This is a genomic window from Streptomyces sp. NPDC016459, from assembly GCF_040632845.1.
In the GTDB taxonomy this organism is placed as follows: domain Bacteria; phylum Actinomycetota; class Actinomycetes; order Streptomycetales; family Streptomycetaceae; genus Streptomyces.
In genome coordinates this window covers 169,745-195,004 of sequence record NZ_JBEYCR010000002.1, presented here as the reverse complement: position 1 = coordinate 195,004, position 25,260 = coordinate 169,745, and the positions used below count along the sequence as shown (strand labels likewise).

General features: G+C 68.2%; 37 protein-coding genes. 6 read left to right on the top strand and 31 right to left on the bottom strand.

Translation table 11 applies throughout. The features are described from left to right. Positions 1 to 30 precede the first annotated feature (30 nt). The 25 genes from ABZ567_RS06515 to ABZ567_RS06395 form a co-directional block, all read right to left on the bottom strand. A complete protein-coding gene (locus tag ABZ567_RS06515) occupies positions 31 to 678 on the bottom strand; it encodes an adenylate kinase (protein WP_360785351.1) in 648 nt (215 codons plus the stop codon). Then, a complete protein-coding gene (gene secY, locus ABZ567_RS06510) occupies positions 678 to 1,997 on the bottom strand; it encodes a preprotein translocase subunit SecY (protein WP_360785350.1) in 1,320 nt (439 codons plus the stop codon). Before secY ends, ABZ567_RS06515 begins: the two co-directional genes overlap by 1 nt. A gap of 213 nt (positions 1,998 to 2,210) precedes the next feature. Continuing rightward, positions 2,211 to 2,666, bottom strand: a complete 456-nt coding sequence (gene rplO / locus ABZ567_RS06505; RefSeq protein WP_125744792.1) for a 50S ribosomal protein L15 — start codon at positions 2,664 to 2,666, stop codon at positions 2,211 to 2,213. A gap of 1 nt (position 2,667) precedes the next feature. After that, positions 2,668 to 2,850, bottom strand: a complete 183-nt coding sequence (rpmD, locus tag ABZ567_RS06500; protein ID WP_015035589.1) for a 50S ribosomal protein L30 — start codon at positions 2,848 to 2,850, stop codon at positions 2,668 to 2,670. Continuing rightward, the gene (gene rpsE / locus ABZ567_RS06495; RefSeq protein ID WP_030214033.1) at positions 2,850 to 3,452 is read right to left on the bottom strand and encodes a 30S ribosomal protein S5; all 603 of its coding nucleotides are present in this window, start codon (positions 3,450 to 3,452) and stop codon (positions 2,850 to 2,852) included. The genes rpmD and rpsE overlap by 1 nt, the downstream gene beginning before the upstream one ends. 46 nt (positions 3,453 to 3,498) lie before the next feature. Further along, positions 3,499 to 3,882: a 50S ribosomal protein L18 gene (rplR, locus tag ABZ567_RS06490; protein WP_351793016.1), complete on the bottom strand. Its 384-nt coding sequence runs from the start codon at positions 3,880 to 3,882 to the stop codon at positions 3,499 to 3,501. A gap of 2 nt (positions 3,883 to 3,884) precedes the next feature. After that, positions 3,885 to 4,424: a 50S ribosomal protein L6 gene (gene rplF, locus ABZ567_RS06485; protein WP_360785347.1), complete on the bottom strand. Its 540-nt coding sequence runs from the start codon at positions 4,422 to 4,424 to the stop codon at positions 3,885 to 3,887. Between the two features lie 21 nt (positions 4,425 to 4,445). Further along, positions 4,446 to 4,844, bottom strand: coding sequence for a 30S ribosomal protein S8 (gene rpsH, locus ABZ567_RS06480; RefSeq protein WP_015035585.1), 399 nt, complete (start codon positions 4,842 to 4,844; stop codon positions 4,446 to 4,448). Between the two features lie 208 nt (positions 4,845 to 5,052). Further along, entirely contained in the window at positions 5,053 to 5,238 is a 186-nt protein-coding gene (locus tag ABZ567_RS06475; RefSeq protein WP_003948630.1) for a type Z 30S ribosomal protein S14, read from the bottom strand. Positions 5,239 to 5,243: 5 nt separating this feature from the next. Continuing rightward, complete coding sequence (rplE, locus tag ABZ567_RS06470; protein WP_106975815.1) at positions 5,244 to 5,801, bottom strand: 50S ribosomal protein L5; 558 nt, start codon at positions 5,799 to 5,801, stop codon at positions 5,244 to 5,246. Beyond that, the gene (rplX, locus tag ABZ567_RS06465) at positions 5,798 to 6,109 is read right to left on the bottom strand and encodes a 50S ribosomal protein L24 (RefSeq protein WP_024755412.1); all 312 of its coding nucleotides are present in this window, start codon (positions 6,107 to 6,109) and stop codon (positions 5,798 to 5,800) included. Before rplX ends, rplE begins: the two co-directional genes overlap by 4 nt. A 2-nt stretch (positions 6,110 to 6,111) precedes the next feature. Continuing rightward, entirely contained in the window at positions 6,112 to 6,480 is a 369-nt protein-coding gene (gene rplN / locus ABZ567_RS06460; protein WP_003956455.1) for a 50S ribosomal protein L14, read from the bottom strand. A 132-nt stretch (positions 6,481 to 6,612) separates the two neighbouring features. Further along, positions 6,613 to 6,897, bottom strand: coding sequence for a 30S ribosomal protein S17 (gene rpsQ / locus ABZ567_RS06455; RefSeq protein WP_053646167.1), 285 nt, complete (start codon positions 6,895 to 6,897; stop codon positions 6,613 to 6,615). After that, the gene (gene rpmC, locus ABZ567_RS06450; RefSeq protein WP_017239580.1) at positions 6,897 to 7,121 is read right to left on the bottom strand and encodes a 50S ribosomal protein L29; all 225 of its coding nucleotides are present in this window, start codon (positions 7,119 to 7,121) and stop codon (positions 6,897 to 6,899) included. The genes rpsQ and rpmC overlap by 1 nt, the downstream gene beginning before the upstream one ends. Then, a complete protein-coding gene (gene rplP, locus ABZ567_RS06445) occupies positions 7,121 to 7,540 on the bottom strand; it encodes a 50S ribosomal protein L16 (protein WP_015035580.1) in 420 nt (139 codons plus the stop codon). The genes rpmC and rplP overlap by 1 nt, the downstream gene beginning before the upstream one ends. Before the next feature lie 5 nt (positions 7,541 to 7,545). Then, the gene (gene rpsC / locus ABZ567_RS06440; protein ID WP_030214015.1) at positions 7,546 to 8,397 is read right to left on the bottom strand and encodes a 30S ribosomal protein S3; all 852 of its coding nucleotides are present in this window, start codon (positions 8,395 to 8,397) and stop codon (positions 7,546 to 7,548) included. Beyond that, positions 8,397 to 8,744: a 50S ribosomal protein L22 gene (gene rplV / locus ABZ567_RS06435; RefSeq protein WP_004571827.1), complete on the bottom strand. Its 348-nt coding sequence runs from the start codon at positions 8,742 to 8,744 to the stop codon at positions 8,397 to 8,399. The genes rpsC and rplV overlap by 1 nt, the downstream gene beginning before the upstream one ends. A 43-nt stretch (positions 8,745 to 8,787) precedes the next feature. Continuing rightward, the gene (rpsS, locus tag ABZ567_RS06430) at positions 8,788 to 9,069 is read right to left on the bottom strand and encodes a 30S ribosomal protein S19 (RefSeq protein ID WP_024755409.1); all 282 of its coding nucleotides are present in this window, start codon (positions 9,067 to 9,069) and stop codon (positions 8,788 to 8,790) included. A gap of 12 nt (positions 9,070 to 9,081) precedes the next feature. Next, the gene (rplB, locus tag ABZ567_RS06425) at positions 9,082 to 9,918 is read right to left on the bottom strand and encodes a 50S ribosomal protein L2 (RefSeq protein WP_030318653.1); all 837 of its coding nucleotides are present in this window, start codon (positions 9,916 to 9,918) and stop codon (positions 9,082 to 9,084) included. A 40-nt stretch (positions 9,919 to 9,958) separates the two neighbouring features. Next, a complete protein-coding gene (gene rplW, locus ABZ567_RS06420) occupies positions 9,959 to 10,282 on the bottom strand; it encodes a 50S ribosomal protein L23 (RefSeq protein WP_024755407.1) in 324 nt (107 codons plus the stop codon). Then, positions 10,282 to 10,932, bottom strand: coding sequence for a 50S ribosomal protein L4 (rplD, locus tag ABZ567_RS06415; protein WP_360785343.1), 651 nt, complete (start codon positions 10,930 to 10,932; stop codon positions 10,282 to 10,284). Before rplD ends, rplW begins: the two co-directional genes overlap by 1 nt. 7 nt (positions 10,933 to 10,939) lie before the next feature. Then, positions 10,940 to 11,584 (bottom strand): 50S ribosomal protein L3, encoded by a 645-nt coding sequence (gene rplC / locus ABZ567_RS06410; protein WP_317877596.1) that lies wholly within the window; start codon positions 11,582 to 11,584, stop codon positions 10,940 to 10,942. Positions 11,585 to 11,597: 13 nt separating this feature from the next. Further along, complete coding sequence (gene rpsJ, locus ABZ567_RS06405; protein ID WP_003948644.1) at positions 11,598 to 11,906, bottom strand: 30S ribosomal protein S10; 309 nt, start codon at positions 11,904 to 11,906, stop codon at positions 11,598 to 11,600. Between the two features lie 443 nt (positions 11,907 to 12,349). Continuing rightward, positions 12,350 to 13,591: a DUF6596 domain-containing protein gene (locus tag ABZ567_RS06400; RefSeq protein ID WP_360785341.1), complete on the bottom strand. Its 1,242-nt coding sequence runs from the start codon at positions 13,589 to 13,591 to the stop codon at positions 12,350 to 12,352. Then, complete coding sequence (locus ABZ567_RS06395; RefSeq protein ID WP_360785340.1) at positions 13,588 to 13,950, bottom strand: YciI family protein; 363 nt, start codon at positions 13,948 to 13,950, stop codon at positions 13,588 to 13,590. Before ABZ567_RS06395 ends, ABZ567_RS06400 begins: the two co-directional genes overlap by 4 nt. 182 nt (positions 13,951 to 14,132) lie before the next feature. Between ABZ567_RS06395 and ABZ567_RS06390 the strand changes: the two genes are divergently transcribed. Beyond that, the gene (locus ABZ567_RS06390; RefSeq protein WP_360785338.1) at positions 14,133 to 16,115 is read left to right on the top strand and encodes a PIG-L family deacetylase; all 1,983 of its coding nucleotides are present in this window, start codon (positions 14,133 to 14,135) and stop codon (positions 16,113 to 16,115) included. 93 nt (positions 16,116 to 16,208) lie between these two features. Here ABZ567_RS06390 and tuf read toward each other — a convergent pair whose 3' ends face one another. The 5 genes from tuf to ABZ567_RS06365 all read right to left on the bottom strand — a co-directional run bounded on the left by tuf (position 16,209) and on the right by ABZ567_RS06365 (position 21,305). After that, positions 16,209 to 17,402, bottom strand: a complete 1,194-nt coding sequence (gene tuf / locus ABZ567_RS06385) for an elongation factor Tu (RefSeq protein WP_360785336.1) — start codon at positions 17,400 to 17,402, stop codon at positions 16,209 to 16,211. Positions 17,403 to 17,553: 151 nt separating this feature from the next. Next, a complete protein-coding gene (gene fusA, locus ABZ567_RS06380) occupies positions 17,554 to 19,683 on the bottom strand; it encodes an elongation factor G (RefSeq protein ID WP_360785335.1) in 2,130 nt (709 codons plus the stop codon). Between the two features lie 39 nt (positions 19,684 to 19,722). Continuing rightward, positions 19,723 to 20,193 carry a 30S ribosomal protein S7 gene (gene rpsG / locus ABZ567_RS06375; RefSeq protein ID WP_018101248.1) on the bottom strand — a complete coding sequence of 157 codons (471 nt, stop codon included), beginning with the start codon at positions 20,191 to 20,193 and terminating at the stop codon, positions 19,723 to 19,725. Between the two features lie 2 nt (positions 20,194 to 20,195). Further along, the gene (gene rpsL / locus ABZ567_RS06370; protein WP_003948652.1) at positions 20,196 to 20,567 is read right to left on the bottom strand and encodes a 30S ribosomal protein S12; all 372 of its coding nucleotides are present in this window, start codon (positions 20,565 to 20,567) and stop codon (positions 20,196 to 20,198) included. Positions 20,568 to 20,855: 288 nt separating this feature from the next. Further along, the gene (locus ABZ567_RS06365) at positions 20,856 to 21,305 is read right to left on the bottom strand and encodes a helix-turn-helix transcriptional regulator (protein ID WP_360785333.1); all 450 of its coding nucleotides are present in this window, start codon (positions 21,303 to 21,305) and stop codon (positions 20,856 to 20,858) included. 252 nt (positions 21,306 to 21,557) lie between these two features. On the opposite strand from ABZ567_RS06365, the gene ABZ567_RS06360 reads away from it, so the two are divergent. The 3 genes from ABZ567_RS06360 to ABZ567_RS06350 all read left to right on the top strand — a co-directional run bounded on the left by ABZ567_RS06360 (position 21,558) and on the right by ABZ567_RS06350 (position 22,832). Next, a complete protein-coding gene (locus tag ABZ567_RS06360) occupies positions 21,558 to 21,833 on the top strand; it encodes a WhiB family transcriptional regulator (RefSeq protein ID WP_360785332.1) in 276 nt (91 codons plus the stop codon). Positions 21,834 to 21,912: 79 nt separating this feature from the next. Next, the gene (locus ABZ567_RS06355) at positions 21,913 to 22,617 is read left to right on the top strand and encodes a hypothetical protein (protein ID WP_360786482.1); all 705 of its coding nucleotides are present in this window, start codon (positions 21,913 to 21,915) and stop codon (positions 22,615 to 22,617) included. After that, complete coding sequence (locus tag ABZ567_RS06350) at positions 22,611 to 22,832, top strand: hypothetical protein (protein ID WP_360785330.1); 222 nt, start codon at positions 22,611 to 22,613, stop codon at positions 22,830 to 22,832. Before ABZ567_RS06355 ends, ABZ567_RS06350 begins: the two co-directional genes overlap by 7 nt. Before the next feature lie 65 nt (positions 22,833 to 22,897). Here the strand turns inward: ABZ567_RS06350 and ABZ567_RS06345 are convergent, their stop codons facing one another. After that, the gene (locus ABZ567_RS06345) at positions 22,898 to 23,725 is read right to left on the bottom strand and encodes a hypothetical protein (protein WP_360785329.1); all 828 of its coding nucleotides are present in this window, start codon (positions 23,723 to 23,725) and stop codon (positions 22,898 to 22,900) included. A gap of 349 nt (positions 23,726 to 24,074) precedes the next feature. On the opposite strand from ABZ567_RS06345, the gene ABZ567_RS06340 reads away from it, so the two are divergent. Both ABZ567_RS06340 and ABZ567_RS06335 read left to right on the top strand, forming a co-directional pair. Continuing rightward, complete coding sequence (locus ABZ567_RS06340; RefSeq protein ID WP_360785328.1) at positions 24,075 to 24,485, top strand: hypothetical protein; 411 nt, start codon at positions 24,075 to 24,077, stop codon at positions 24,483 to 24,485. Positions 24,486 to 24,616: 131 nt separating this feature from the next. Continuing rightward, on the top strand, positions 24,617 to 25,228 hold the full coding sequence (locus ABZ567_RS06335) for a phage tail protein (protein WP_360785326.1): 612 nt from the start codon (positions 24,617 to 24,619) through the stop codon (positions 25,226 to 25,228). Positions 25,229 to 25,260: the final 32 nt, after the last annotated feature.

Genomic DNA, 25,260 nt, shown 5'->3' with positions numbered 1-25,260 from the left:
GGCACCGCGGCCGTATCGGACGAACCGGGGTTACTTCTTGAGCGCCGCCATCGCCTTCGCGGTGACCTCGTCCACCTTGCCGAGCGCCGTGATCGTCACGACCAGGTTCTGCGCCCGGTAGTAGTCGATGATCGGCTCGGTCTGCGTGTGGTAGACCTCCAGCCGCTTGCGGACGGTCTCCTCGGAGTCGTCCGGACGCTGGTAGAGCTCGCCGCCGCAGACGTCGCAGACGTCCTCGGTCTTCGGGGTGTTGTAGAGCACGTGGAAGACGTGCGCGCTGTCGTTGCGGCAGGTGCGACGACCCGCGATCCGCTTCACGACCTCGTCCTCGGGGACCTCCAGGTCCAGGACCGCGTCGAGCTGCATGTCCTCGGCCTTCAGGACCACGTCCAGGGCCTCGGCCTGCGCCACGTTGCGGGGGAACCCGTCCAGCAGGAAGCCGTTGGCGGCGTCCGGCTGTGCCATCCGGTCCTTGGCCATCCCGATGGTCACCTCGTCGGGTACCAGGTCGCCGGCGTCCATGAACGCCTTGGCCTTCAGACCCAGCTCCGTGCCCTGAGAGATGTTGGCACGGAACAGGTCACCCGTGGAGATGTGCGGGATGTCCAGGTTCTTGGCAAGGAACGCGGCCTGCGTGCCCTTGCCCGCACCGGGCGGTCCGACGAGGACGATTCGCATCAGCGGAGGAACCCTTCGTAATTGCGCTGCTGGAGCTGGCTCTCGATCTGCTTCACGGTCTCCAGCCCCACACCCACGATGATGAGGATGCTCGTCCCGCCGAAGGGGAAGTTGGCATTGGCGCCACCGAAGCCTGCCAACGCCATCGTCGGCACAAGAGCGATCAGACCCAAGTACAGCGAGCCCGGCCAAGTGATCCGGTTGAGCACGTAGCTCAGGTACTCGGCAGTAGGTCGACCAGCCCGGATGCCCGGGATGAAGCCACCATACTTCTTCATGTTGTCCGCGACTTCCTCGGGGTTGAACGAGATCGCCACGTAGAAGAAGGCGAAGAACACGATCAGGAGGAAGTACGTGGCGATGTAGTAGGGGTGGTCACCCTTGACGAAGTGGGCTTCGATCCAGGTCTTCCAGCCCGCGGTGGAACTGGAGAACTGCGCGATCAAGGCCGGGATGTAGAGCAGCGACGACGCGAAGATGACAGGAATCACACCTGCCTGGTTCACCTTCAACGGGATGTACGTGGACGTACCGCCGTAGGAGCGCCGGCCGATCATGCGCTTCGCGTACTGCACCGGGATGCGCCGCTGGGCCTGCTCGACGAAGACCACGAGGGCCACCATCACGAAGCCGATCAGGATGACGGTGCCGAACTCGATCCAGCCCTTGGCGAGCTTGCCGCTCTCCTTGATGGCCCACAGGGCGCCCGGGAAGCCGGCGGCGATCGAGATGAACATGAGGATCGACATGCCGTTGCCGATGCCGCGGTCGGTGATGAGCTCACCGAGCCACATGACGACACAGGTACCGGCGGTCATCGTGACCACCATGGTGGCGATGACGAAGATCGACGGGTCGGGAACGACCTGATCGGCGACGTTGCAGCCGCTGAACAGCGCACCGCTCTTGGCGGTGGCGACGAGACCGGTGCCCTGGAGCACGGCGAGGGCGACGGTCAGGTACCGGGTGTACTGCGTGATCTTGGCGGTACCCGACTGTCCCTCCTTCTTGAGGGCTTCGAGGCGCGGGATCACGACGGTCAGCAGCTGCAGGATGATGCTCGCCGTGATGTACGGCATGATGCCGAGCGCGAAGATGGTGATCTGCAGCAGCGCTCCGCCACTGAACATGTTGACCAGGCCGAACAGGCTGTTGTTGCCCTCACTGGCCTGCTTGACACATTGCTGGACGGCCTCATAGCTGACGCCGGGGACCGGGATGTGGGCCCCGAGCCGGTACAGCACGATGATGGCGAGCGTGAAGAACAGCTTCTTGCGCAGGTCGGGCGTCTTGAACGCCCGGGCGAACGCGGTGAGCACGGTGCCTCCTGCGACCCCCGCGCTATGCGTCAAGGGTGACGGTCTTGAGGTTCGACGATTAGGTATCGGTCATCAATTCCGTACGGGCATACCGCACGGAGCCTAGACAGTGCACGCCACCTTACCGGCGACCATGCCCCCCTAGGAACGACCAATCGGGGATGCCCCTTTTGAGAGGCATCCCCGATCGGATGTTCAAGCCATCGAGTCGTCTCAGACGAGCTCGGTGACGGTGCCACCAGCGGCGGCGATCTTCTCCTTGGCGGAGCCGGAGACGGCGTCAACCGAAACCTGCAGCGCCACGGTGATCTCGCCGGTGCCGAGCACCTTGACGAGGCTGTTCTTGCGCACCGCGCCCTTGGCGACCAGGTCGGCCACCGTGACCTCTCCACCCTCGGGGTAGAGAGCGCCGAGCTTGTCCAGGTTCACGACCTGGAACTCGGTGCGGAAGGGGTTCTTGAAGCCCTTGAGCTTCGGCAGACGCATGTGGAGGGGCATCTGCCCACCCTCGAAGCGCTGCGGAACCTGGTAGCGGGCCTTCGTACCCTTGGTACCACGACCAGCCGTCTTACCCTTCGACGCCTCACCACGACCCACACGGGTCTTGGCGGTCTTGGCGCCCGGGGCGGGACGGAGGTTGTGGGCCTTCAGCGGGTTGTTCTCCGCCATGTCAGTCAACCTCCTCGACCGTCACGAGGTGGCGGACGGTGTGCACCATGCCGCGGAACTCGGGACGATCCTCCTTGACAACCACGTCGTTGACCTTCTTGAGGCCGAGCGAACGCAGGGTGTCGCGGTGGTTCTGCTTGCTGCCGATGTACGACTTCGTCTGCGTGACCTTGAGGCGAGCCATTACGCACCCGCCCCAGCACGTGCACGGAGCAGAGCCGCGGGGGCGACGTCCTCGAGGGGCAGACCACGGCGAGCCGCGATCTCCTCGGGACGCTGCAGGCCCTTGAGGGCCGCCACGGTCGCGTGCACGATGTTGATCGCGTTGGAGGAGCCGAGCGACTTCGACAGGATGTCGTGAACGCCGGCGCACTCCAGAACGGCGCGCACCGGACCACCGGCGATAACACCGGTACCGGGGGAAGCCGGCTTCAGGAGCACGACGCCCGCGGCACGCTCGCCCGTGATCGGGTGAGGGATGGTGCCCTGGATGCGCGGAACCTTGAAGAAGTTCTTCTTGGCTTCCTCGACACCCTTGGCGATGGCCGCGGGAACTTCCTTGGCCTTGCCGTAACCGACACCTACAGTGCCGTCACCGTCGCCCACCACGACCAGCGCGGTGAAGCTGAAGCGGCGACCACCCTTGACAACCTTGGCGACGCGGTTGATCGCGACAACGCGCTCAACGTACGCGGTCTTCTCGGCGGCAGCGCCACCGTCGCGGCCCTTCCGGTCCCGCCGCTCGCCGCCACCGGCACCGCTTCCGCGGCGCTGGGGTCCAGCCATTGGATTTACCTCTCTCTGTTACGTCCGTTAGTCCCGGAACCGGGGCTTAGAACTTCAGCCCGGCTTCGCGGGCGGCGTCAGCCAGAGCGGCAATGCGCCCGGCGTACCTGTTGCCACCACGGTCGAACACGACAGTCTCGACACCAGCGGCCTTGGCGCGCTCGGCGACGAGAGCACCGACCTGCTTGGCCTGCGCGGACTTGTCACCCTCGCCACCACGGATCGACGCGTCCAGGTTCGACGCGGACGCAAGGGTGTGACCCTTGAGGTCGTCGATGACCTGAGCGGTGATACCGCGGTTCGAACGCGTCACGACGAGGCGCGGACGCTCCGCCGTACCCGACACGTTCTTGCGGATGCGGATGTGGCGGCGAGCCTTGGCCGCACGCTTGTAAGCGTCGCCCTTGGCGATCTTCACACCGTATGCCATGGCTACTTACCAGCCTTTCCGACCTTGCGGCGGATGACCTCGCCGGCGTACTTGACGCCCTTGGCCTTGTACGGGTCGGGCTTCCGCAGCTTGCGGATGTTCGCCGCGACCTCGCCGACCTTCTGCTTGTCGATGCCCTCGACCGAGAACTTCGTCGGCGACTCGACCTTGAACGAGATGCCCTCGGGCGCCTCGATCAGGATCGGGTGGCTGTAACCGAGCTGGAACTCCAGGCTGGAGCCCTTCGCGGCGACGCGGTAACCGACACCGCTGATCTCGAGCGCCTTCACGTAACCCGTGGTCACACCGGTGATCATGTTGGCCACCAGCGTGCGGGACAGGCCGTGAAGGGCCTTGTTCTGACGCTCGTCGTTCGGACGGGTGACGTTGAGCACGCCCTCGTCGCCCTTAACGATGTCGATCGGCGCGGCGACGGTGTGGCTCAGGGTGCCCTTGGAACCCTTCACCGTGACCGTGCGGCCCTCGATGGTGACGTCCACGCCGGCGGGAACCTGGATAGGCAGCTTGCCAATACGCGACATGAGCTTTCCTTCCTTTCCCGACTACCAGACGTAGGCGAGGACTTCCCCACCTACGCCCTTCTTGCCTGCCTGCTGGCCGGTCAGGAGACCGTGGGACGTGGAGATGATCGCCACGCCCAGGCCGCCGAGGACCTTCGGCAGGTTGGTGGACTTCGCGTAAACACGGAGGCCCGGCTTCGAGATCCGCTTGATGCCCGCGATGGAGCGCTCACGGTTCGGACCGAACTTGAGCTCGAGGACGAGGTTCTTGCCGACTTCGGCGTCCTCGACCTTCCAGCCCGTGATGAAGCCCTCCTGCTGGAGGATTTCCGCGATGTGAGACTTGATCTTGCTGTGCGGCATCGTCACGGAGTCGTGGTATGCCGAGTTCGCGTTACGCAGACGAGTCAGCATGTCCGCGATCGGATCAGTCATGGTCATGAATTGGCCTTCGGCCTCTCTCGCCGGGGTTTCCTGTATGCGCCATCCCTCTCCCCACACAGGGGCGGGACGGGTGCGGCGCGGGGACCTACGGCGTAGTAAGTCGTACGGGCGGCGGACGCCCAACCCTCCTAGCCTAAGCCATGGAGGCCTGGGCATCCGCCAACCCAGTGCTTACCGAGAGACTCCGGTCATCCCAAGTAAGGGATTACCAGGAGCTCTTGGTCACGCCCGGCAGCTCGCCACGGTGAGCCATCTCACGAAGGCACACGCGGCACAGGCCGAACTTTCGGTACACGGAGTGGGGACGACCACAACGCTGGCAACGCGTGTAGCCGCGCACGCCGAACTTGGGCTTGCGGGCAGCCTTCGCGATGAGAGCCTTCTTCGCCATCTCGCTTACGCCTCCTTGAACGGGAAGCCGAGGTGACGCAGAAGGGCTCGGCCCTCGTCGTCGTTGGTCGCCGTGGTCACCACGGTGATGTCCATACCCCGGACACGGTCGATCTTGTCCTGGTCGATCTCGTGGAACATGACCTGCTCCGTGAGACCGAAGGTGTAGTTGCCACGCCCGTCGAACTGCTTGGGGGACAGACCACGGAAGTCGCGGATGCGCGGAAGCGCGAGCGACAGGGTGCGGTCCAGGAACTCCCACATGCGGTCGCCACGGAGGGTGACGTGCGCACCGATCGGCTGGCCCTCGCGCAGCTTGAACTGCGCGATGGACTTACGAGCCTTGGTGACGGCCGGCTTCTGGCCGGTGATCGTGGTCAGGTCACGGACGGCACCGTCCATGAGCTTCGAGTCACGGGCGGCGTCGCCGACACCCATGTTGACCACGATCTTGACGAGGCCGGGAACCTGCATGACGTTCTCGTACGAGAACTCCTCACGCAGCTTGCCCGCGATCTCCTCGCGGTACTTCGTCTTGAGACGCGGAGTGGTGGTAGCCATCAGATGTCCTCACCCGTCCGCTTGGCAACGCGGATCTTGTTGCCCTCGTCGTCGAAGCGGAAACCGACACGCGTGACGACCTTCTTGCCGTCCTTCTCCACGACCAGCTGGACGTTGGAGACGTGGACCGGAGCCTCGGTCGTGACGATGCCACCGGCCTGCGACGGGCCGGCCTTGGTGTGCTTCTTGACCCGGTTGACACCCTCGACGAGGACGCGGTTCTCGCGGGGGAAGGCCGTGATGACCTTGCCCTGCTTGCCCTTGTCCTTACCGGTGATGACCTGGACCAGGTCGCCCTTCTTGATCTTCATGCTTACAGCACCTCCGGCGCGAGCGAGATGATCTTCATGAACTTCTTCTCGCGCAGCTCACGGCCCACCGGGCCGAAGATACGGGTGCCACGAGGGTCGCCGTCGTTCTTGAGAATGACAGCGGCGTTCTCGTCGAAGCGGATGTACGAGCCGTCCTGGCGGCGGCGCTCCTTGACGGTGCGAACGATGACCGCCTTGACGACGTCACCCTTCTTCACGTTGCCACCGGGGATCGCGTCCTTGACGGTGGCGACGATGACGTCACCGATGCCCGCGTAGCGGCGACCCGAGCCACCGAGAACACGGATGCAAAGGATTTCCTTGGCACCAGTGTTGTCGGCGACACGCAGTCGCGACTCCTGCTGGATCACGTCTATCTCCTGATTGTCTGCCGGTTCCCGGCGGGGTTCACCACTGTCTGGCGAACCCCGCCGAGCCTGGCGGAACTGACCTGAGGGAAACCCCTCAGGCTGAACTTTTGGATTCCCCTAGCGGGAAATTCCTTACTTGGCCTTCTCGAGGATCTCGACGACGCGCCAGTGCTTCGTCGACGACAGCTTCCGGGTCTCCATCAGGAGGACGCGGTCACCGATGCCGGCAGCGTTCTGCTCGTCGTGAGCCTTGAGCTTGTTGGTACGGCGGATGACCTTGCCGTACAGCGCGTGCTTGACGCGGTCCTCGACAGCGACGACGACGGTCTTGTCCATCTTGTCGCTGACGACCAGGCCCTCGCGGACCTTGCGAGCGTTGCGCTCGGTCTTCTGCTCAGTCACGTTGCTCTCGCTCATCAGGCGTTCTCCACCGTCTCGATGCCCAGCTCGCGCTCACGCATCAGGGTGTAGATCCGGGCGATGTCCTTACGGACGGACTTGAGCCGACCGTGGTTCTCGAGCTGACCAGTCGCCGCCTGGAAGCGGAGGTTGAACAGCTCTTCCTTGGCCTCGCGGAGCTTGTTGAGAAGCTCCTCGTTGCCCAGCTCGCGCAGCTCGGACGCCTTGGTACCGGCCGACATCACAGCTCACCTGCTTCGCGCTTTACGATCTTGCACTTCATCGGCAGCTTGTGGGCCGCACGGGTCAGGGCCTCGCGCGCGATCTTCTCGTTCGGGTAGGACAGTTCGAACATCACCCGACCCGGCTTGACGTTCGCGATCCACCACTCCGGAGAACCCTTACCGGAACCCATGCGGGTCTCGGCAGGCTTCTTCGTCAGCGGGCGGTCCGGGTAGATGTTGATCCAGACCTTGCCGCCACGCTTGATGTGGCGGGTCATCGCGATACGGGCCGCCTCGATCTGGCGGTTGGTCACGTACGCCGGCGTGAGGGCCTGAATGCCGTACTCGCCGAACGCAACCTGCGTACCACCCTTGCTCATACCCGAGCGCTTGGGGTGGTGCTGCTTGCGGTGCTTGACCCTACGGGGGATCAGCATTTCGGTCAGGCCTCCGTTCCGGTGCTCTCAGCCGGAGCGGCAGCGGCGGCGGGAGCGTCGGCCTTGGGGGCCTCGGCAGCCGGCGCGGACTGCTGCTGCGGCTTGCGGCCGCGGCCGCCACGCTCGCCACCGCGGCCACCACGGCCGGCGGGACGGTCGCCAGCGCCACCCGCACCACGGGCCGGGCGGTTACCCGCACGGGCCGCAGCGTTCTCGGCGCGGACCTCGGCGATGTTCTTGACGTCGCCCTTGTAGATCCAGACCTTCACGCCGATGCGGCCGAAGGTCGTCTTGGCCTCGAAGAAGCCGTAGTCGACGTTCGCGCGGAGGGTGTGCAGGGGCACACGGCCCTCGCGGTAGAACTCCGAGCGGGACATCTCGGCGCCGCCGAGGCGACCGCCGCACTGGATCTTGATGCCCTTGGCGCCGGCCTTCATCGTGCCCTGCATGCTCTTACGCATGGCGCGACGGAAGGAGACGCGGGAGGAGAGCTGCTCGGCAACGGCCTGGGCGACCAGCTGAGCGTCCATCTCGGGGTTCTTGACCTCGAGGATGTTCAGCTGGACCTGCTTGCCCGTGAGCTTCTCGAGGTCGCCGCGGATGCGGTCGGCCTCGGCGCCACGGCGGCCGATGACGATGCCGGGACGCGCGGTGTGGATGTCCACCCGCACGCGGTCACGGGTGCGCTCGATCTCAACCTTCGAGATGCCGGCGCGCTCCATGCCGGACGTCATCATCCGACGGATGGCGACGTCTTCCTTGACGTAGTCCTTGTACAGCTTGTCGGCGTACCAGCGGGACTTGAAGTCCGTGGTGATGCCGAGCCGGAACCCATGCGGGTTAACCTTCTGGCCCATTACCGGGTTCCTTCCTTGCTGCTGACGACCACGGTGATGTGGCTGGTCCGCTTACGGATCCGGTAGGCACGGCCCTGAGCACGCGGACGGAACCGCTTCAGGGTCGGGCCCTCATCCACGTACGCCTCGCTGATGACCAGCGAAGAGGCGTCAGTGTGGTCGTAGTTGTGTGCAGCGTTGGCGATGGCGCTGTCCAGCACCTTGCCAACCGGCACGCTCGCGGCCTGCGGGGCGAAACGCAGGACCGCCTGAGCCTCCGTGGCGTCCATGCCACGGATAAGGTCCACCACGCGGCGGGCCTTCATGGGCGTGACGCGGATGTACCGCGCCTGGGCCCTGGCTTCCATGGTTGTCCTTCCAGTGTCTGTCATGGTCGATTCCACCCCGCTACTAGCGGCGCTTCGACTTCCGGTCGTCCTTCACGTGACCCCGGAAGGTGCGCGTCGGCGAGAACTCGCCGAGCTTGTGGCCGACCATCGACTCGGTGACAAACACCGGAATGTGGGTCTTGCCGTTGTGCACCGCGATCGTGTGGCCGAGCATGGCCGGGATGATCATCGAGCGACGGGACCAGGTCTTGATGACGTTCTTGGTACCGGCTTCGTTCTGTACGTCCACCTTCTTTACGAGGTGGCCGTCAACGAAGGGTCCCTTCTTGAGACTACGCGGCATCTAAACCCGCTCCTAGCGCTTCTTGTTCGTCTTGCGGCGGCGGACGATGTACTTGCTCGAAGCCTTCTTCGGCGAGCGAGTACGACCCTCCTTCTGACCCCACGGGGAGACCGGGTGGCGACCACCGGAGGTCTTACCCTCACCACCACCGTGCGGGTGGTCCACCGGGTTCATCGCCACACCGCGAACGGTCGGGCGAACGCCCAGCCAGCGCTTGCGGCCGGCCTTGCCCCAGTTGATGTTCGACTGCTCGGCGTTGCCGACCTCGCCGATGGTGGCGCGGCAGCGGGCGTCGACGAGACGGATCTCACCGGACGGCATACGAAGGTGGGCCATCGTGCCCTCCTTCGCCAGCAGCTGCACGGAGGCACCAGCGGAGCGCGCGAACTTGGCGCCGCCACCGGGACGGAGCTCGATCGCGTGGATCGTGGTACCGACCGGGATGTTGCGGAGGGCCAGGTTGTTGCCGGGCTTGATGTCAGCGCCGGGGCCGTTCTCGACGCGGTCACCCTGCGTCAGACCCTTGGGGGCGATGATGTAGCGCTTCTCGCCGTCCACGTAGTGGAGCAGCGCGATGCGCGCGGTGCGGTTGGGGTCGTACTCGATGTGAGCGACCTTCGCCGGCACGCCGTCCTTGTCGTGACGACGGAAGTCGATCACACGGTAGGCGCGCTTGTGGCCGCCACCCTGGTGTCGAACCGTGATCCGACCGGTGTTGTTACGGCCGCCCTTGCTGTGCAGGGGGCGGACCAGCGACTTCTCCGGCGTGGACCGCGTGATCTCGACGAAGTCGGCTACGGAGGAGCCACGGCGGCCCGGCGTAGTCGGCTTGTACTTGCGGATTCCCATTTCTCAGTCCTCGTCCGATTCCGGACGATCCAGACCGCCGTTAGGCGGTCGGACCGCCGAAGATGTCGATACGGTTGCCCTCGGCAAGGGTCACGATGGCGCGCTTGGTGTCCTTGCGCTTACCGAAACCGGCCTTGGTGCGCTTGCGCTTGCCCTGGCGGTTGATCGTGTTGACCCCGGTGACCTTGACCGAGAAGACCGCCTCGACGGCCTGCTTGATCTGGGTCTTGTTGGAGCCAGGCGCGACGATGAACGTGTACTTGTTCTCGTCCAGCAGGGCGTAGCTCTTCTCCGAGACGACCGGCTTGACGAGAATGTCGCGCGGGTCCGAGAAGGTCTTGCTGGTGACGACGGCCTCAGTCATCAGGCGTCGCTCCCTTCGGTCTCAGCGGTCTGGGGGCCAGACACGAAGGACTCGAAGGCGGCCTGGGTGAAGACCACGTCGTCGGAGACGATCACGTCGTACGTGTTGAGCTGGCCCGGCTCCAGGATGTGCACCTGGGGCAGGTTACGAGCGGACAGCCACGCGGCCTCGTCGGAGCGCTCGACGACCAGGAGCAGGTTCTTGCGCTCCGAGATCTTGCCGAACAGCGTCTTCGCGGCCTTGGTGGAGATCTCACCCTCGACCACGCCGGTGACGACGTGGATGCGGGAGTGGGTGGCCCGGTCCGAGAGGGCACCGCGGAGGGCGGCGACCTTCATCTTCTTCGGGGTCCGCTGCGAGTAGTCACGCGGCTGCGGGCCGTGGACGACGCCACCACCGGCGAACTGCGGGGCGCGGGTCGAACCCTGACGGGCGCGGCCGGTGCCCTTCTGGCGGTACGGCTTCTTGCCACCACCGCGGACTTCGCCACGGGTCTTGGTCTTGTGCGTGCCCTGACGGGCCGCGGCCAGCTGCGCGACGACGACCTGGTGGATCAGCGGAATGCTGACCTTGGCGCCGAAGATCTCCTGGGGGAGGTCGACGGTCCCGGCCTTGTCGCCTGCCGGCGAAAGGATGTCAATGGTGCTCATCGGTTCCTCAAACCCCCTTGGCCGCGGTGCGGACCAGGACGAGGCCACCGTTGGGGCCGGGGACGGCGCCCTTGATGAGCAGCAGACCCTTCTCGGCGTCAACGGCGTGGACGGTCAGGTTCTGGGTGGTCACACGCTCGTTGCCCATGCGACCAGCCATCTTCATGCCCTTGAAGACACGGCCCGGGGTGGCACAGCCACCGATGGAACCGGGCTTGCGGTGCACGCGGTGGGCACCGTGCGACGCCTTGCCACCACGGAAGTTGTGGCGCTTCATGACGCCGGCGAAGCCCTTGCCCTTGCTCTTCGCGGTGACGTCGACCTTCACGCCGGCCTCGAAGAGCTCGGCGGTGATCTCCTGGCCGAGCGTGTACTCGGAGGCGTCAGCGGTGCGGAGCTCCACCAGGTGGCGGCGCGGGGTGACGTCGGCCTTGGCGAAGTGACCCTTGAGGGGCTTGTTCACCTTGCGAGGGTCGATCTCGCCGAAGGCGATCTGGACCGACTCGTAGCCGTCGACGTCGTTCGTACGGACCTGGGTCACGACATTCGGGCCGGCCTTGACGACGGTCACCGGGACGACCCGGTTGTTCTCGTCCCAGACCTGCGTCATGCCGAGCTTCTCGCCCAGGATGCCCTTGATGTTCTTAGCCATCTCGCGCGTCACCTCAGAGCTTGATCTCGATGTCGACGCCCGCCGGCAGGTCGAGGCGCATGAGCGAGTCAACCGTCTTCGGCGTGGGGTCGAGGATGTCGATGAGGCGCTTGTGCGTGCGCATCTCGAAGTGCTCGCGCGAGTCCTTGTACTTGTGCGGCGACTTGATGACGCAGTACACGTTCTTCTCAGTGGGCAGCGGCACCGGGCCCGCGACCGACGCACCAGTGCGCGTCACCGTCTCGACGATCTTCTTCGCCGAGGAATCGATGACCTCGTGGTCGTAGGCCTTGAGCCGGATGCGGATCTTCTGTCCCGCCATGGCTACTAGTAGTCCTTTGTCTCGTAACGCTCTGGAACCCGGTCGGCTGTGCTTGATGGACAGCGCCGTCCTGTCTCCGACCCACGCGGTCGGGCGTGTCGCACTCCCTCTACGCAGAAACCCGTAAGGATTTCCCAACCAAGGGGGTGCGGTCGCCATGACCGCCGGCCGGGGGCGGACACCCACCGGGTGCCTGGCCGGTACCCCGCTGACGCTTCCCAGAAGATTCCCGTACGTCCGCCCCTGAGAAGGGGCGACGAGTACTGTGGGACTCGCTTCCGGTCCTCCCGACGGGAGGCGCGCAGCATCGGCACTCAACCGAGCAACCCCGACAGTCTGCCATACGGGGGCATCCGGCCGCCAATCAGAACCGGAGACTGTACCCCACGTCACGTACGGTCATGCGCCGGGCGCGAGCGCCCGGTCCTCGCGCCCCCTCCCATTCACGCCAACCGCCGTGCGCGTTCCGTGAGATGACGCCGCTCCGGGGCGCTCGTCGTCCGACGGGCCGCCTCCCGGTACGCGGCGGACGCGGCCTCCTTGTCGCCGAGGAGTTCGAGCAGATGCGCCCGGGCGGCGAGCAGCCGGTGGTGCCGGGCCGTGCGCCTGTCCTTCGTCAGCTCGTCCAGGAGGGCGAGACCGGCTCCGGGACCGTGGACCATCGCGACGGCCACCGCCCGGTTGAGGGTGACCATCGGGTTCGGCCCGGTCAGCTCCAGGAGCTCGTACAGCGCGAGGATCTGCCGCCAGTCCGTGGCCTCGGCGGACTCGGCCTCGTCGTGGACGGCCGCGATGGCGGCCTGGAGCTGGTACGGGCCCACCCGGCCGCGCGGCAGGGTGCGGCTCAGCAGCCCGACGCCCTCCGCGACGAGCCCGGCGTCCCAGCGCCCCCGGTCCTGCTCCGCCAGCGGAACCAGCTCTCCGTGCGGGCCCGTGCGGGCCGGCCTGCGGGCGTCGGTGAGCAGCATCAGGGCGAGCAGGCCCGCCGTCTCGGGGTCCTCGGGCAGCAGCCGGTGGAGCAGCCGCGCGAGCCGGATCGCCTCCGTGGACAGCTCGGGCGCGGTGAGCTCGTCCCCGGCGCTGGCCGTGTAGCCCTCGTTGAACACGAGGTAGAGCACGTGCCGCACCTCGGCGAGCCGGGCCGCCCGGTCCTCCCCCTCGGGCAGGGCGAGCGAGCCGCCGGCCGCCTTGATCGTCTGCTTGGCCCGGCTGATCCGCTGCGCCATGGTCGCCTCGGGCACGAGGAAGGCGGCGGCGATCTGCGCGGTGGTGAGACCGCCGACCGCGCGCAGGGTGAGCGCGATCCGGCTGGGCGGCGACAGGTCGGGGTGGCAGCAGAGGAAGAGCAGGGGGAGCGAGTCGTCCCGGTCGGTGCCCGGCGCGTCGTCGGCGGCGGGCGCGAGGAGCGCGGAGTCCGGGGTGGCGAGGGCCACGGTGTCCTCGCGGCGCCTGCGGGCGGCCTCGCTGCGCACCAGGTCGACGTACCGGCGGCCGGCGACGGTCACCAGCCAGCCGCGCGGGTTCGTGGGGACGCCCTGCTCCGGCCACTGCGCGGCGGCGGCGATCAGGGCCTCCTGGACGGCGTCCTCGCAGAGGTCGAAGTCGCCGTACCGCCGTACGAGCGTACCGAGGACCTGCGGCGCGTGGGTGCGCAGCAGGTCCTCGACCGGGTCCGGCCCGCTCACACGTCCGCCGCGGACTCGTGCAGGACCGGCCACAGCTCGACGGGGTCGACGTCCGCGAAGGGCATGTCCGCGGCGATCTCCTGGGCCCGCTCCAGGCTGTCGCAGTCGAGCAGGTAGAAGCTGGCCAGGTACTCCTTGGTCTCCAGGTACGGCCCGTCGGTGACGGCGGGGGCGCCGTCCTCGCGCCGGACGAGCTGGGCCGCGGCCGCGTCGGCGAGCCCGTACGCGCCGAGCAGTTCACCGCTCTCCCGGTACCTGCGGTTGAAGGCCTCCTGGCGGGCGATCGCCTCGGGCCAGGCCTCGGCGGGGAAGGAGTCCCACTTGGCCTGGTTGCCGTAGATCATCGCGACGTACTTCATCTCGGGTGTCCTCCCCGTCCCGCGCGCCCTCGTGGCGCGCCGTCACCCTTCGGTCGGAACCATGATCGCCCCCTCGACATCCGTCCGCGGGATTCCCACACTTTTTCTCCGGCCCGTCCTCGGCACAACCTCTTCGCACACAGATTCGTCTTCCAGGCGACCACTGAGCGAAGGACCCGCACGTGCAGCCCACCCCTCCCCGCCGGCGAGCGGTACTCGCCGCAGCCCTCGCGGTCACCACGGCCACCGCCGGGTGTTCCGTACCGGAGCCGCGCCGGACGGCGCCGACCGCCGACCCGGCGCCGGGGAAGCCGATCGCCCCCGCACGGGCCCGGCGGGCACTGCTCATGCAGTTCTCCGCGCATCCGGACGACGACCTGTACTTCATGAACCCGGACACGCAGCGGCTGATCGACGCGGGTGTCCCGCTCGTCTCCGTGTACGTGACGGCCGGCGAGCACACCGGCCGGAACCGGATCGCGGGGATGCCCGAGACTCCCCCGGACCGGGCGGCCTACGCGTCGGCCCGCCACCAGGGCCTGCGCCAGTCGTACGCCGTGGCGCTCGGCCTTCCGATGTTCACGCCGTGGCGGCGGGAGGCGCTGACGCTGCCCGGCGGCCGACGGGCCGAGGTCGACACGCTCACCCACGGGGGCCGCCGGATCGAGTTGGTCCTCCTCAACCTGCCGATGCACACCTCCCGCCGCTACATGGCCATGCCCGCGCTCTGGGGCGACCGCGCCCTGGAGGTACGGACCCGTCTGCCGGCCGGCTCCCCCGTCACCCGCGCGGACACCTACGACTACGACCAGCTGATCACCGCCCTCGCCTGGCTGCTCGCCCGCCACCGGCCCACGGTGGTGCACACCCTCGACCCGGACCCGGACGTCCAGGACGGCGACGAGGCCACCCGGCGGCGGAACTCCGAGCAGCCGGGGTACTCGGACCACGGGGACCACACGGCGGTCGCCTGCTTCACCTGGGCGGCGCTCGCCCGCTGGGTCTCGGACGCGGTCCGCGACGGCGAGCCGATACCGGCGTTCACGACGAGGGCCTTCCGGGGCTACTACAACCGGCACTGGCCGAAGAACCTCCCCCCGGCGGTCCTGGAGGAGAAGGCCGCGCGTCTCGTCCCGTACGGCGGCGACCCGGACTGGCGGTGCGGGAACCCCTCGGGCTGCGGCGACTACGGCGTCGGCGGCGACCGGCCGCTCACCAGCCGCAAGGGCTGGGTCCGCTCCACCCACCACCGCTGGCCGTCGGCGGGCCCCGCGCTCGCCGAGGAGCCCGACGGACGGCTCACGGCGTACGGCGTCCTCGGGCTGCGCGCGGTCCGCTGGCGCGAGTCGGCGCCCGGCTCCTGGGGCGAGCCGGCGGATCTCGGCGGCGGCCCGCTCGCGCCCGCGCTCGGCTCCGCGGTGCTCGGTGACGGCCGGGTGCTGCTCTTCGGGGTGCGGTTCGCCGCCCTCGACGGGCACGGCGGGGCCAACCGGCGCGAGGTGGTGCTCCTGGAGCAGCGCTCCCCCGGTGGCCCGTTCCTGGCCTGGCGGGGGCTCGGCGGTCCGGAGCGCGGCGACGACCGGGGGCGGCGGATCGGCGCCCCGGTGGCGGTCACGGCCCCCGACGGCCGGGTCCACCTCTTCGTACGGAACGCGGACAAGGGCGTGTCGACGCGGGTACGGGCGGCGGACGGCAGCTGGGGCCCGTGGCAGGCGCTCCCCGGTGGGGCGGAGGTCCAGGACGGTCTGGCCGTCTCGGTGGACGCGGCGGGCCGGGTGCACGTGTACGCGGCGGGGCGGGAGTCCGTACGGCACTGGGTGGACGGGCAGGAGCGGGCGGGCCGGCTGCCGCGCTCCGGGTCCACGGTGGCGAGCGCGGGCGGCGCGCTGTACCACCGGGCTCCGGCCGCGGCGAAGCTGCTCGGTCCCGGCGGGGACACCGGTCTCGACGGGTACGGAGGGGTGGTCGCCGCGCGCTCGGCGGCGCTCGGGACGGTGCTGCTGGGCACGGACGCGCGGGGCCGGGTGACGGTACGGGCCGGCGGCCGGTCGCGCACCCGTACGAAGGGCCCGGCGGCGGTGTCGGCCTCGCTGCACCTGGGCGCGCGCGGGGCGACCGTGGTGGGCGTCGGCGCGGACGGGCATCCCTGGAGCTGGCGGCCGTAGCAGGGACGGGAACGCGAGAAGGCCCCGCACCGTGAGGTGCGGGGCCTTCTTTGACTGCTAGCAGCTCGTCCGAGCTACCAGGTCAGTTCAAGATCAGGCGTTGATCTTGACGACCTGGCCGGCGCCGACGGTCCGGCCACCCTCACGGATGGCGAACTTGAGGCCCTCCTCCATGGCGATGGGCTGGATCAGCTCAACGCTCATGGCGGTGTTGTCGCCCGGCATGACCATCTCGGTGCCCTCGGGGAGGGTCACGACGCCGGTCACGTCCGTGGTACGGAAGTAGAACTGCGGGCGGTAGTTGTTGAAGAAGGGGGTGTGACGGCCACCCTCGTCCTTCGACAGGATGTAGGCCTGGGCCTCGAAGCTCGTGTGCGGCGTGACCGAACCCGGCTTGATGATGACCTGGCCGCGCTCGACGTCCTCGCGCTTGATGCCACGGAGGAGCAGACCGACGTTCTCGCCCGCCTGGCCCTCGTCGAGCAGCTTGCGGAACATCTCGATACCGGTGACCGTGGTGGTGGTCTTCTCGGTCTTGATGCCGATGATGTCGACGGTCTCGTTGACCTTGAGGATGCCGCGCTCGATACGACCGGTGACGACGGTGCCACGACCGGTGATCGTGAAGACGTCCTCGATCGGCATCAGGAACGGCTTGTCGACGTCGCGCTCGGGCTGCGGGATGGACTCGTCGACGGCCTTCATCAGACCGAGGAGCTTGTCCGCCCACTCCTTGTCGCCCTCGAGCGCCTTCAGCGCCGAGACGCGGACGACCGGCAGGTCGTCGCCCGGGAACTCGTACTCGGAGAGGAGCTCACGCACCTCGAGCTCGACGAGCTCCAGGATCTCCTCGTCGTCCACCATGTCGGCCTTGTTCAGGGCGACGACGATGTACGGAACGCCGACCTGGCGGGCCAGGAGCACGTGCTCCTTGGTCTGCGGCATCGGGCCGTCGGTGGCGGCGACCACGAGGATGGCGCCGTCCATCTGCGCCGCACCCGTGATCATGTTCTTGATGTAGTCCGCGTGACCGGGGCAGTCGACGTGGGCGTAGTGACGCGACTCGGTCTGGTACTCGACGTGCGCGATCGAGATCGTGATACCGCGCTGGCGCTCCTCGGGAGCCTTGTCGATCTGGTCGAAGGCCGAGGCCTCGTTCAGGTCCGGGTACGCGTCGTGCAGCACCTTGGTAATGGCGGCCGTGAGGGTCGTCTTACCGTGGTCGATGTGACCGATGGTGCCGATGTTGACGTGCGGCTTAGTCCGCTCGAACTTCGCCTTCGCCACGGGGGTCCTCCTGGAGAGTGGTTCTGTACGCCTTGCTTCATCGGCGCCAGGTGATCTTTGCTGGGATGCCAGTCGCCGGGGCCCGTTCCTCGGGTTGCGGGGTCTTGGCCCCGACGACTGGTGTCAAGCCTAAAGCGTGAACTTGGGAGAGTTACTCGCCCTTGGCCTTCGCGATGATCTCCTCGGCGACGTTCCGCGGAACCTCGGCGTAGGAGTCGAACTGCATCGAGTAGCTTGCGCGACCCGAGGTCTTGCTGCGGAGGTCGCCGACGTAGCCGAACATCTCCGAAAGGGGCACGAGGCCCTTCACGACGCGAGCGCCGCTGCGCTCCTCCATGGCCTGGATCTGACCACGGCGGGAGTTGATGTCGCCGATGACCTCACCCATGTAGTCCTCGGGCGTGGTGACCTCGACGGACATCATGGGCTCGAGGATGACGGGCGAAGCCTTGCGCGCGGCCTCCTTGAAGGCCTGCGAACCGGCGATCTTGAAGGCGAGCTCGGAGGAGTCGACCTCGTGGTAGCCACCGTCGAGAAGGATGACGCGAACGCCGGTCATCTCGTAGCCGGCCAGGATGCCGAACTGCATGGCCTCCTGCGCACCCGCGTCGACCGAAGGGATGTACTCCTTCGGGATGCGGCCACCGGTGACCTTGTTCACGAACTCGTACGAGGCGTCGCCGCCCTCGATGGGCTCGATCGCGATCTGCACCTTGGCGAACTGACCGGTACCACCGGTCTGCTTCTTGTGGGTGTAGTCAAGTCGCTCGACGGCCTTGCGGATCGTCTCGCGGTACGCGACCTGCGGCTTGCCGACGTTCGCCTCGACCTTGAACTCGCGACGCATGCGGTCGACGAGGATGTCGAGGTGAAGCTCGCCCATACCACCGATGATGGTCTGGCCGGTCTCCTCGTCCGAGTGCACCTGGAAGGAGGGGTCCTCCTCCGCGAGACGCTGGATGGCGACACCCAGCTTCTCCTGGTCACCCTTGGACTTGGGCTCGATGGCGACCTGAATGACCGGGGCCGGGAAGTCCATGGACTCCAGGATGACCGGGTTCTTGTCGTCACACAGCGTCTCACCGGTGGTGGTCTGCTTGAGGCCCATGACGGCGACGATGTCGCCGGCGCCCACCGAGTCGATCTCCTCACGCTTGTTCGCGTGCATGCGGTAGATCTTGCCGATGCGCTCCTTCTTGCCCTTGACGGAGTTCAGCACCGCGGTGCCGGCCTCCAGGCGACCGGAGTAGATCCGGACGAAGGTGAGCTTGCCGAGGTGCGGGTCGCTCGCGATCTTGAACGCGAGGGCCGACAGCGGCTCGTCGTCGGACGGCTTGCGCCGCACGATCTCCTCCGCGTCCTTGACGCTGTGGCCCTCGATGGCCTCGACGTCCAGGGGGGAGGGGAGGTAGCGCACGACCGCGTCGAGCAGGGGCTGGACGCCCTTGTTCTTGAACGCGGTGCCACAGAAGACGGGGGTGATCGTCTTCTCGCCGCCACCCTTGCCGGAGGCAATGGTGATGCGACGGACGGCGGCGTAGAGCTGCTCCTCGGTGGGCTCGACGCCCTCGAGGAAGAGCTCCATGATCTCTTCGTCGTTCTCCGCGACGGTCTCGACCAGCTTGCCGCGCCATTCTTCGGCGAGCTCGGTGTGCGAGGCCGGGATGTCGACGACGTCGTACATCTCACCCTTGCTGGCCTCGGCGGACCAGACAAGAGCCTTCATGCGGACGAGGTCGACGACGCCCTGGAAGTCCATCTCGGCGCCGATCGGGAGCTGCATGACGATCGGGACGGCGCCGAGGCGCTCCACGATCATGTCGACGCAGCGGAGGAACTCGGCGCCCGTGCGGTCGAGCTTGTTGACGAAGCAGATGCGCGGGACGCCGTAGCGGTCCGCCTGTCGCCAGACAGTCTCGGACTGGGGCTCGACACCGGCCACACCGTCGAACACGGTGACAGCACCGTCGAGCACGCGCAGCGAACGCTCCACCTCGACGGTGAAGTCGACGTGACCCGGCGTGTCGATGATGTTGATCGTGTGATCGACATCCTCGAGCGGCCAGTGACAGGTCGTCGCGGCGGACGTGATCGTGATGCCGCGCTCCTGCTCCTGCTCCATCCAGTCCATCGTGGCAGCGCCGTCGTGGACTTCACCGATCTTGTACGAGACACCGGTGTAGAACAGGATCCGCTCGGTGGTGGTCGTCTTGCCCGCGTCGATGTGCGCCATGATGCCGATGTTGCGCACCTTGGCAAGGTCAAGCGAAGTGGTAGCCATATCGGCTCAGTCTTCTCTCGGTCTCGATGTGGGTTGCGACTACCAGCGGTAGTGCGCGAAGGCCTTGTTGGACTCGGCCATCTTGTGCGTGTCCTCGCGCTTCTTGACGGCCGCACCGAGGCCGTTCGAGGCGTCGAGAAGCTCGTTCATGAGTCGCTCGGTCATGGTCTTCTCACGACGGGCACGGGAGTAACCCACGACCCAGCGGAGCGCCAGGGTCGCGGCGCGACCCGGCTTGACCTCGATCGGCACCTGGTAGGTGGCGCCACCGACACGGCGGGACTTGACCTCGAGCGACGGCTTGACGTTCTCAAGCGCGCGCTTCAGCGTGATGACCGGGTCAGCGCCGGTCTTCTCGCGGAGGCCTTCCATGGCACCGTAGACGATGCGCTCGGCGGTGGAGCGCTTGCCGTCCAGCAGGATCTTGTTGATCAGCGAGGTGACAAGAGGAGAGCTGTAGACCGGGTCGATGATGACCGGGCGCTTCGGGGCGGGGCCCTTACGAGGCATTCTTACTTCTCCTTCTTGGCGCCGTAGCGGCTGCGAGCCTGCTTACGGTTCTTGACGCCCTGCGTGTCGAGGGAACCGCGGATGATCTTGTAGCGAACACCCGGCAGGTCCTTCACACGGCCACCGCGCACGAGCACGATCGAGTGCTCCTGCAGGTTGTGACCCTCGCCCGGGATGTAGGCCGTGACCTCGATGCCCGAGGTCAGACGCACACGCGCGACCTTACGGAGGGCCGAGTTCGGCTTCTTCGGGGTGGTCGTGAACACACGCGTGCAGACGCCGCGACGCTGAGGGGAACCCTCGAGTGCGGGCGTCTTGTTCTTCTCGACCTTGTCCTGCCGGCCCTTCCGGACCAGCTGCTGGATCGTAGGCACTACTTCTCCGGTTTCTGTGTGCCGTCGTCAAACTAACCTGGAACATTTACCGACCCACGCGGTCGGGTGTGTCGAATCGCGCGGACCCCCACCGCCGAGGCGGAGGAGGCGCGGATCACGGTTGCCGGTATCTGACTCGCTTTGCGGTTGAGGACACGCACGCGAGCCCAGGCACACCCCAGGCACAAGGCTTGAGCGTACCTATCGCATGGACTCCGGTCAAAACAAATGCCCACGCGCACGCGGTCCCGGCCGAAGCGGGCCGGGACCGGACAAGATCACCCCGGGTCAGTCCCGGGCGGTACGGCGCGGTTCGACGGGCTCGGCGGGCCGCTCCGTCCCGGTCTCGGGCTCCAGGAACTGGTTGACGACCTTGACGAACACACCCATGCGCTCGTCCGGCACCCCGAGCCAGCGGGCGAAGTCCTCCAGCGAGGGCTGCCAGTCGCTCGGCGGCAGCAGGTCCGCCGCCATCGGCAGTTCCTCCGGGGTCACGCGCCCGGACCGGACCAGCATGTCGCGGACGGAGACGCCGAGCAGCGGGGCGATCCTGCGCATGGTCTCCAGGTCGGGCATGCTCTGCCGCTGCAGCAGGCGCGTCACGGCGGCGCGGTGCACGCCGGCCTCGTCGGCGATACGGGACTTGCCGCCGCCCCGGGGACTGTCGATGTCGTATCCGCGCGCTCTCATCAGGCCTTCGACCCAGCCTGCGAACGCGTCGAGCCCTTGACTGCTCATGTCTACCGCTCCCTTACTCCCCACCCTCCGGATGCCTTACCTTAGCGTGCTTGCGCGCACAGAATTACGTGCTTTCGGGCACGCAATCGTGTCGAACCGATGAAGACCGGGCCGGAGCCCCTTTCGGATCTAGTTGCGCGCTCGCACGCAACGTGTCAGGCTGCTCATCGCCGCACTCGTCGGCCCCCTGAGCCCCATAAGCCCCACCGGCCCCATGGACGCCCCGGTGGCCCCGGCCCGTGGAGAAACCTCTTGTTCCCGTCCGACCCGTCCCCCTGGCAGGCCTCCGCCGCGTGCGCCGGCCTCTCCCCCTCCGTCGTCTTCGCCCGCCGGCCCAAGGACGCGGCCCCGGCGCTGCGCGCCTGCGCCGACTGCCCCGTCCGCCGCGAGTGCGAGGCGGCCGTGGCCCCGGCCGAGAGCTACTTCGACGGCGTCTGCGCGGGCCGCCTGTGGCGCAACGGCCGCCCGGCGGACGCCCAGCGCGTCGCGAAGGCGGTCGCACTGGCGGGGAGTCGCCACCGTGGCTGACCTCACCGACCGCACGGAAGGCACCGACGGCGCGAACGCCGCCGACCGCACGAACGTCACCGCCGGCACCGTCGCGCCCGTGCTGCGGGACATCGCCCTCTGGGCCGCCTCCCTCGTACGGCAGTTCCCCGAGCTGTCCGAGGAGCTGGCCCCCGGGCGCCGCTCCCCCACCGCCACCGCCCCCGCCGCCCCGCACCCCGGCCGCGACGAGCTGATCCGCGAGGAGCGGCGCGAGGCCCTGCTGCTCGAACAGCGGCACGGCCTCTCCGTTCCCGGGCACGGCGCCGCCCCGATCCGGCTCCACATCTCCGACGCGATCCGGGACATCACCGACGGCGTGGTGGAGCTGGAGGAGGCCGTCTGCGCCCGGCTCGCCCTGCCCCGGCCACCCCGCGCCGGGGTGATCGAGCGGCTGCGACGGATCGTCGGCCTGCTCGACGCCGTCTCCGCCCACCCGGTCCTCGCCCGGCACGTGCGGGACGAGATCCGGCGGATGGCCCGCCGGTGCGCCCGGACCCTCGGTGACACGGAGACGATCGTCCGGGTCTCGGGGCGCTGCCCGTGGTGCGACTCGGTGTCGCTGCGGGCGTTCCCCGACCGGCGCGCGGTGCTGTGCGTGAACCCGGCGTGCGTGTGTACGGACCCGGCGTGCGGCTGTCAGGACGACCCCGCGTACCGGCATCTGTGGCCCGAGGACGCGTGGGCCGGACTGACGGAGGCCTCGGGGACCCGCACCGAGGAGATCGAAGCGGCGATGGACGACACGAAGGAGACCTCATGCTGAGTTCACCCGCGATGCCGGGACTTCCCCCGCTTCCCGCGCTGATCCCCGGGCCGCTCGCCGCCGAGGAGGCGGGGGTCGCCCCCGCGACGATCCGCAAGTGGGTCCAGCTGGGACACCTGCGGGCCGCGGGCAGGGCGGGTCGCGCCCAGCTGTTCCGCCTGGAGGACGTCTTCGCGGCGGAGCGGCTGGCCCGCCGCCGTACCCGTACGGCCTGATCGTTCGTCACGCAAGCCCCCACACCCGAGCGCCCCGAGTCCGGATCCGGACTCGGGGCGCTTCGTCATGCCGTGAGGAAGGCGCGCAGGGAGCGGACCAGGGCGTCGGCGAAGCGCTCGCGCACCGGCTCGGCGACACGGTCGAGGGAGAGGTACGGGTTGAGGTCCTCCAGCTCGACGAGGAGCAGTTCGCCGCCGGGGGCGCGGCAGGCGTCGACGCGCTGGACGCCGTGGTCGAGGGTGTTCCAGTCGATGAGGCGGCGCGCGAAGGCGAGGTCGTCCTCGGTGGGTTCGTACGGCTCCAGGACCCAGCGGCGCTCGGGGTCGGGGGCGTACAGGGCGTACTGGAAGAAGTGGTCGACGAAGTAGAAGGAGACCTCGTACCGGAAGTCGATGCGGGGCTGGACGAGGAGTTCGCCGTAGGTGAGGCCGGCGAGCTCCTCGTACGGGAGGAAGCGCAGTCCTATGGAGTCCGCCCCGGTCTTGGGCTTCACCGCGTACTCCCCGACGGCGGGCAGCCGGTGGAGGTCCTCGGGACGGTCGGCGGTGGGGATGACGGGGTACCCGGCGGCGGTGAGGTCGAGCAGGTACTGCTTGCCGGCCATGTCGCCGCGGCCGTGGAGCGGGTTGTAGACGCGGGTGCCGAGGGCCAGGGCCCGCTCGCGGAAGGCCTCGTACTCCTTCTGGTACGCGAGGACCGGGCCGCTGTTGCGGACGACGACGGCGTCGAAGCCCTCCATGAGGGCAGCGGCGTCGAGCGGGTGGCAGAGGGCGAGGTCGAAGTCCTCGCGCAGCCGGGCGGTGAGGTGGATGTCCTCGTCGCCGTAGCGCCTCCCCCTGGCGGGGTAGGTCAGGTCGGTCACGTAGAGCAGGCGGGGGCGGTCGGCGGGCACGGGGGGCTCCCTCGGTTGGGTGACGGTCAACCTATCGAGCCGGGTGGCGGCCGGGCGGATACGGCTCCACTCCCGCCCGTCGAGCCGGGTGGCGCCCGGGCGGATACGGCTCCACTCCCGCCCGTCGAGCCGGGTGGCGCCCGGGCGGATACGGATCCACTCCCGTTTTAGTTGCGTGCGCGCACGATCGCTGTCACAGTTGGTGCAGCGGCGGAGCTGCGCCCGCAGGACGGGACGCGGCTCCGCCGTCCGCCGTCCGGGCGCGCTGCCGCGCCCCGCCCCCTCCCGCCGGAGCGCCCCGGGCGGCACCCCGTCCCGCCATCCCTCCCCTCACCCGAGGAGAACCGTCATGACCACTCCCCCGAGTGCGTTCCCGGACGTCGAGAAGCTGGTCGTCGACGTCCTCAAGGCCGACCCCGCCCTGGCCGGCGCGACCATCGCGGTCAACGCGCCGGCCGGCTTCGACGGCACCCAGAGCGCGGTCCTGGTGAACCGCCGCGGCGGCGCCTGGATCGGCGATCTGCACGTCGACATGCCGCTGATCGAGTTCGAGGTGTACGGGCCGAGCAAGAACGCCGCCCACCTCCTCGCCAACGGCGCCCGCCGGGCCCTGCTCGCCACCATCGGCAAGCAGATCGGCGCCAACAACGTCGTCCAGGACGTGGAGGAGCAGGACGGGCCGCGCTGGCTGCCCGACTACCTGTACCGGGGCGCCAACCGCTACCTCTGCGTCATCCGCCTCTCCCTGAGCGTCTTCTAGACGCCCTCCGAGCGCTCTTCGGACCCCGCTCGGTCCCCCAGACCAGGCCTCGCCGTCCGGCGGGGCCTTTGCCGTACCCGGGTCCCACGCCCGGGGCGGCGCCCTCACCCCATCACAAGGAGAAATCCACCATGGCAGGAAACAACTCGGCCGAGATCCGCGTCGCAGGCAGCGGCAAGCTCTACGTGGCCGCCGCCGGCGCCGCCGCCCCGACGACCTTCGGGGCCGACGCCGCGGCCGACTGGACGGGCGCGGGCTGGAAGGACCTCGGCTTCACGACCGGCGACGGCGTGACCTTCGCCAAGAAGGACAAGCTGGAGCCGATCGACTCGTGGCAGTCGGTCTCCCCGGTGCACTTCATCTACTCCAGCCGTGACCTCTCGCTGAAGTTCTCCATGCTCCAGTTCAACGAGCTGACGCTGCCGTTCTTCATGGGCGGCGGCAAGGTCGAGGCCGAGCCGGCCGCGGCCACGGAGACCTACAAGTACGAGATCGCCGAGCGTCCGTTCGCGGACGTGCGCGCCCTCGGCCTGGAGTTCACCGACGTCAAGGCCGGTGGCGCCACCGCGGTCACCTACCGCTTCATCATCCCGCGCGGCCAGGTCACCGCGTCCGACGACATCAAGCTGGCCCGCAAGGCCGCGTCCCAGCTGGGCGTGACCTTCACGGCCATGTCGCAGGGCGACGGCAAGCCGCTGGCGACCTTCCTCATGAAGGACAGCCAGTACGGCACCGCCGTCTGATCCCTCTCCACCCGGGGCGGGACGGCCGACCG

Coding starts and splice junctions, on each gene's coding strand:
- ABZ567_RS06515 (WP_360785351.1), bottom strand. CDS start 678: ATGCGAATCGTCCTCGTCGGACCGCCCGGTGCGGGCAAGGGCACGCAG.
- rplO (WP_125744792.1), bottom strand. CDS start 2,666: ATGGCGGAGAACAACCCGCTGAAGGCCCACAACCTCCGTCCCGCCCCG.
- rpmD (WP_015035589.1), bottom strand. CDS start 2,850: ATGGCTCGCCTCAAGGTCACGCAGACGAAGTCGTACATCGGCAGCAAG.
- rpsE (WP_030214033.1), bottom strand. CDS start 3,452: ATGGCTGGACCCCAGCGCCGCGGAAGCGGTGCCGGTGGCGGCGAGCGG.
- rplR (WP_351793016.1), bottom strand. CDS start 3,882: ATGGCATACGGTGTGAAGATCGCCAAGGGCGACGCTTACAAGCGTGCG.
- rplF (WP_360785347.1), bottom strand. CDS start 4,424: ATGTCGCGTATTGGCAAGCTGCCTATCCAGGTTCCCGCCGGCGTGGAC.
- rpsH (WP_015035585.1), bottom strand. CDS start 4,844: ATGACCATGACTGATCCGATCGCGGACATGCTGACTCGTCTGCGTAAC.
- ABZ567_RS06475 (WP_003948630.1), bottom strand. CDS start 5,238: ATGGCGAAGAAGGCTCTCATCGCGAAGGCTGCCCGCAAGCCCAAGTTC.
- rplX (WP_024755412.1), bottom strand. CDS start 6,109: ATGAAGATCAAGAAGGGCGACCTGGTCCAGGTCATCACCGGTAAGGAC.
- rpsQ (WP_053646167.1), bottom strand. CDS start 6,897: ATGAGCGAGAGCAACGTGACTGAGCAGAAGACCGAGCGCAACGCTCGC.
- rpmC (WP_017239580.1), bottom strand. CDS start 7,121: ATGTCGGCCGGTACCAAGGCGTCCGAGCTGCGCGAGCTGGGCAACGAG.
- rplP (WP_015035580.1), bottom strand. CDS start 7,540: ATGCTGATCCCCCGTAGGGTCAAGCACCGCAAGCAGCACCACCCCAAG.
- rpsC (WP_030214015.1), bottom strand. CDS start 8,397: ATGGGCCAGAAGGTTAACCCGCATGGGTTCCGGCTCGGCATCACCACG.
- rplV (WP_004571827.1), bottom strand. CDS start 8,744: ATGGAAGCCAGGGCCCAGGCGCGGTACATCCGCGTCACGCCCATGAAG.
- rpsS (WP_024755409.1), bottom strand. CDS start 9,069: ATGCCGCGTAGTCTCAAGAAGGGACCCTTCGTTGACGGCCACCTCGTA.
- rplB (WP_030318653.1), bottom strand. CDS start 9,918: ATGGGAATCCGCAAGTACAAGCCGACTACGCCGGGCCGCCGTGGCTCC.
- rplW (WP_024755407.1), bottom strand. CDS start 10,282: ATGACTGAGGCCGTCGTCACCAGCAAGACCTTCTCGGACCCGCGCGAC.
- rplD (WP_360785343.1), bottom strand. CDS start 10,932: ATGAGCACCATTGACATCCTTTCGCCGGCAGGCGACAAGGCCGGGACC.
- rplC (WP_317877596.1), bottom strand. CDS start 11,584: ATGGCTAAGAACATCAAGGGCATCCTGGGCGAGAAGCTCGGCATGACG.
- rpsJ (WP_003948644.1), bottom strand. CDS start 11,906: ATGGCGGGACAGAAGATCCGCATCCGGCTCAAGGCCTACGACCACGAG.
- ABZ567_RS06395 (WP_360785340.1), bottom strand. CDS start 13,950: ATGAAGTACGTCGCGATGATCTACGGCAACCAGGCCAAGTGGGACTCC.
- fusA (WP_360785335.1), bottom strand. CDS start 19,683: ATGGCTACCACTTCGCTTGACCTTGCCAAGGTGCGCAACATCGGCATC.
- rpsG (WP_018101248.1), bottom strand. CDS start 20,193: ATGCCTCGTAAGGGCCCCGCCCCGAAGCGCCCGGTCATCATCGACCCG.
- ABZ567_RS06365 (WP_360785333.1), bottom strand. CDS start 21,305: ATGAGCAGTCAAGGGCTCGACGCGTTCGCAGGCTGGGTCGAAGGCCTG.
- ABZ567_RS06350 (WP_360785330.1), top strand. CDS start 22,611: ATGCTGAGTTCACCCGCGATGCCGGGACTTCCCCCGCTTCCCGCGCTG.
- ABZ567_RS06340 (WP_360785328.1), top strand. CDS start 24,075: ATGACCACTCCCCCGAGTGCGTTCCCGGACGTCGAGAAGCTGGTCGTC.
- ABZ567_RS06335 (WP_360785326.1), top strand. CDS start 24,617: ATGGCAGGAAACAACTCGGCCGAGATCCGCGTCGCAGGCAGCGGCAAG.